General features: G+C 65.1%; 3 protein-coding genes. 1 reads left to right on the top strand and 2 read right to left on the bottom strand.

Annotated features, from left to right (window positions below):
- The coding region (locus AC1D14_RS22505) for an IS30 family transposase (RefSeq protein WP_476969225.1) at positions 1-215 on the top strand (215 nt) is incomplete at its 5' end.
- Between the two features lie 193 nt (positions 216-408).
- Here the strand turns inward: AC1D14_RS22505 and AC1D14_RS22510 are convergent.
- Both AC1D14_RS22510 and AC1D14_RS22515 read right to left on the bottom strand, forming a co-directional pair.
- On the bottom strand, positions 409-2,478 hold the full coding sequence (locus AC1D14_RS22510) for an MDR family MFS transporter (RefSeq protein WP_476969226.1): 2,070 nt from the start codon (positions 2,476-2,478) through the stop codon (positions 409-411).
- A gap of 79 nt (positions 2,479-2,557) precedes the next feature.
- The gene (locus AC1D14_RS22515) at positions 2,558-3,037 is read right to left on the bottom strand and encodes a MarR family winged helix-turn-helix transcriptional regulator (protein ID WP_230117988.1); all 480 of its coding nucleotides are present in this window, start codon (positions 3,035-3,037) and stop codon (positions 2,558-2,560) included.
- Positions 3,038-3,116: the final 79 nt, after the last annotated feature.

The raw sequence follows: 3,116 nt of genomic DNA on the forward strand, positions 1-3,116 counted from the left end.
TCTACTTCTGCGACCCCGCCAGCCCCTGGCAGCGCGGCTCGAATGAGAACACCAATGGGCTGCTGCGCCAGTACTTCCCCAAGAGCACGGATTTGTCCGTCTACGGTCCCGAAGACCTCGAACTCGTCGCTCAGAAACTCAACGGCCGGCCACGTAAAACGCTCGGCTGGGAAACCCCAGCCGAGCGTTTACGTGCTTTACTACTAACCACCTAACCAACAGGTGTTGCAACGACCCCTAGAAACCGCCAGGGCATCAAGTGTTCGTTCGCGCTTTGTTTGCGGAGGTGGGACGAGCGGGCCGGTCAGCTACCCATCGAGGTGCCCGCCGCCGTCGGGCTTCCTGCTTTGATGCTCCGGCTCCTGCTTTTGCTCCTCAAAGCACGGCGGGCGTCCGCCGGTCCGCTTCCTATTCGCTGGCGTGTTTGCCGTGTGAAGCGATGTAATGCGCAGCGGCACGCTGGAGCTTGCGCTCCTTGGCCAGTTGTTTGCGAAGCGACGTCAGCTGCTCGCTCACTTTGGCCTGTTCCTCGGCGATGATCCGCTGCTGCTCGGCCTGCTGGACAACAGAGTTGAGGGCCGTGGCGAGCTGAAGCTGCTGCTCCGCAAGCAGCTTTTGGGTTTGCTGGATCAGTGGAACCATGTCCTCGGGCCTCGTCCGCATGTCGGCGAGCATGGTCCTGGCCCGCATCGGCGGCTCGTCCAGGGCGCGCAGTCCTGGCACGGCTGCTTGCCGCACGGACCCACGGGAACCGGCAAGGCCAGGGTTGCCAAGACTGGCGCCCTCGTTGGCGAGCTGGCGGTTGAGTACCTCCACGAACTCACGGTCCAGATCATCGTCGGCCGCAACTGCACCATTCGAAGGGGCTCCGCCATTCGAAGGGGCTCCACCGTCCGAAGGGCCTGAACCCTCCACGGTGACGGCTTCCCCGGCAGGGGCCGTCTGCTCAGCGCTGGCCTGATCGGTGGCAGCAGTCTCTGGCCGGATGTCAACGGTGCGTCGCAGCGGCTGCTCCTTGATGAACAGCACAGCAATGAGGGCCACAACCGCGATGCCGCCGGCGATCAGGAAGATTTCCGCGGTTGCATCGCCATATGCCGCCCTCATAATGTCGCGCACCGGGGCGGGCATGTCGGCGAGGTCAAGGCTCGCCCCGGACGAACCGCCGTTGACCCGAATTCCGGCTTCGGCGAAGCCCTGGGCGGCGAGTTCCTTGACACGGTTGCCGAGGATGGCGCCGAGGACAGAGACACCTATTGCGCCGCCGACCGAGCGGAAGAAGGCCACGGACGCACTCGCCGTGCCGATGTCACGGGCGCTGACAGTGTTTTGCACAGCCAGAACGAGGTTCTGCATCAGCATGCCGAGGCCCAGTCCGAGGATGGCCGTGAAGATTCCGGCCTGCCACAGTTCCGTGGTGTGGTCCATCGTCCCGCCCAGGCCCAGTCCGCCGATCAGCAGAATGGAGCCGGCGATCAGGTAGCGCTTCCACAGGCCGGTGCGGCTAATGAGCAGCCCCGAGACCACCGAACCGATCAGGTTGCCGGCGATCATGGGAAGGGTGAGCAGGCCGGCCTCGGTGGGCGTGGCGCCGCGTGCCACCTGGAAATATTGGCCGAGGAAGGTGGAGGAGCCGAACATGGCCACTCCCACGGCGACCGAGGCGAGGATGGCCAGGGCCGTAGTGCGGTCGGAGATGATCTTGAGCGGGATGATGGGCTGGGCAACCTTGGATTCCACGAACACCAGCAGAGCCAGGAGCAGCACGCCACCGCCCACCATGAGCGCAGACTGCCAGGACCACCAGTCGTAGTAGTCCGGGTTGCCCGCGAACGATACCCAGATCAGCAGCAGGCTGACGCCGGAGGTCAGGAGGATGGACCCGAGCCAGTCGATCTTCGCGGGACGCTTGATGTGCGGGATTTTCAGGGTCATCTGCAGCAGGATCAGGGCGACGACGGCGAGCGGCACGCAGACGAAAAACGTCCAGCGCCAGCCCAGCGGGCTGTCCACGATGAACCCGCCGAGCAGTGGGCCGCCGGCCGTGCCGACGGCCATGACGGCGCCCATGTAACCGGAGTACTTGCCGCGGTCGCGGGGCGGAATCATGGAGCCGATGATGGCCTGGGCCAGGGCTGTCAGGCCACCCATGGCGATGCCCTGGACGACGCGCGCGGTGAGCAGCAGCGGGATGGTTTCCGAGAGGCCCGCCATCACTGAGCCGGCCACGAAGATCACGATGCTGAGCTGGACCAGGAGCTTTTTGTCGAACAGGTCGGCGAGCTTGCCCCAGATGGGCGTGGTGGCGGCGTTGGCCAGGAGCGCGGCCGTGATCACCCAGGCGAAGTCCGTCTGCGTGCCCTTGAGCTCGGACATGATGGTGGGCAGCGCGTTCGCAACGATGGTGCTGCTGAGGATCGCGGTGAAGAAGGCGGCAAGGAGCCCGGTCAGGGCCTCCATGATCTGCCGGTGGGTCATAGCGGCCTGCGGAGGGTGGGCCGAAGCGCGCGACGGGGCCGTGCCGGTAGCGGCAGCGTGGCTTGCCATGTATCTGCTCCTAAAGGGTGGAAGACGTAGTGATGGGTCCGGCCGCCATTGCCCGGGCGGATTCCCGAAGGGATTCCGCAAGATTCCGGAGAACTTTCGCCGTCTCCGCGGCGTCCTGCTGGCTCCACTCCCGCAGGTATCCCTGCAGGGTGGCAGTGCGGTGCTCCTCGATTTCGAGAAGCTTGACGCGTCCGGCGTTGGTCAGGGCCACGAGCTGGGCCCTGCCGTCTTCCGGGTCCGGCCTCCGGTGCACCAGGCCAAGATCCTCGAGTTCGGCGATGTGCCGGCTCAGAACGGGGGCGCTGACACCCAGCCGCGCGGCCAGATGCGTGGCGCGTGATTCCTTCTCCCCCACGAACCGGAGGACGCCCTGCAGCGCGACGCCGGTGTCGGTTCCGCGCGCATTTGCAACCGCAACGCACCGGACCGCCCGCTGGAGGTCGAAGATCTGCCGCACGAGTTCGGCCGCGGTGTTCGGCTCAACTGCCATGATTGGACAACTCCTACTTGTTTGCCTGAAGCAACTATAACTAAGAATAGTTGCTTTGGGAAACTAAGCAGGTTGGGGG

Source organism: Arthrobacter sp. P1_B11 (assembly GCF_056406715.1).

What these genes read in the sequence shown, in the direction of transcription:
- AC1D14_RS22510 (WP_476969226.1), bottom strand. Translation starts at nt 2,478, where the DNA reads ATGACCCACCGGCAGATCATGGAGGCCCTGACCGGGCTCCTTGCCGCC.
- AC1D14_RS22515 (WP_230117988.1), bottom strand. Translation starts at nt 3,037, where the DNA reads ATGGCAGTTGAGCCGAACACCGCGGCCGAACTCGTGCGGCAGATCTTC.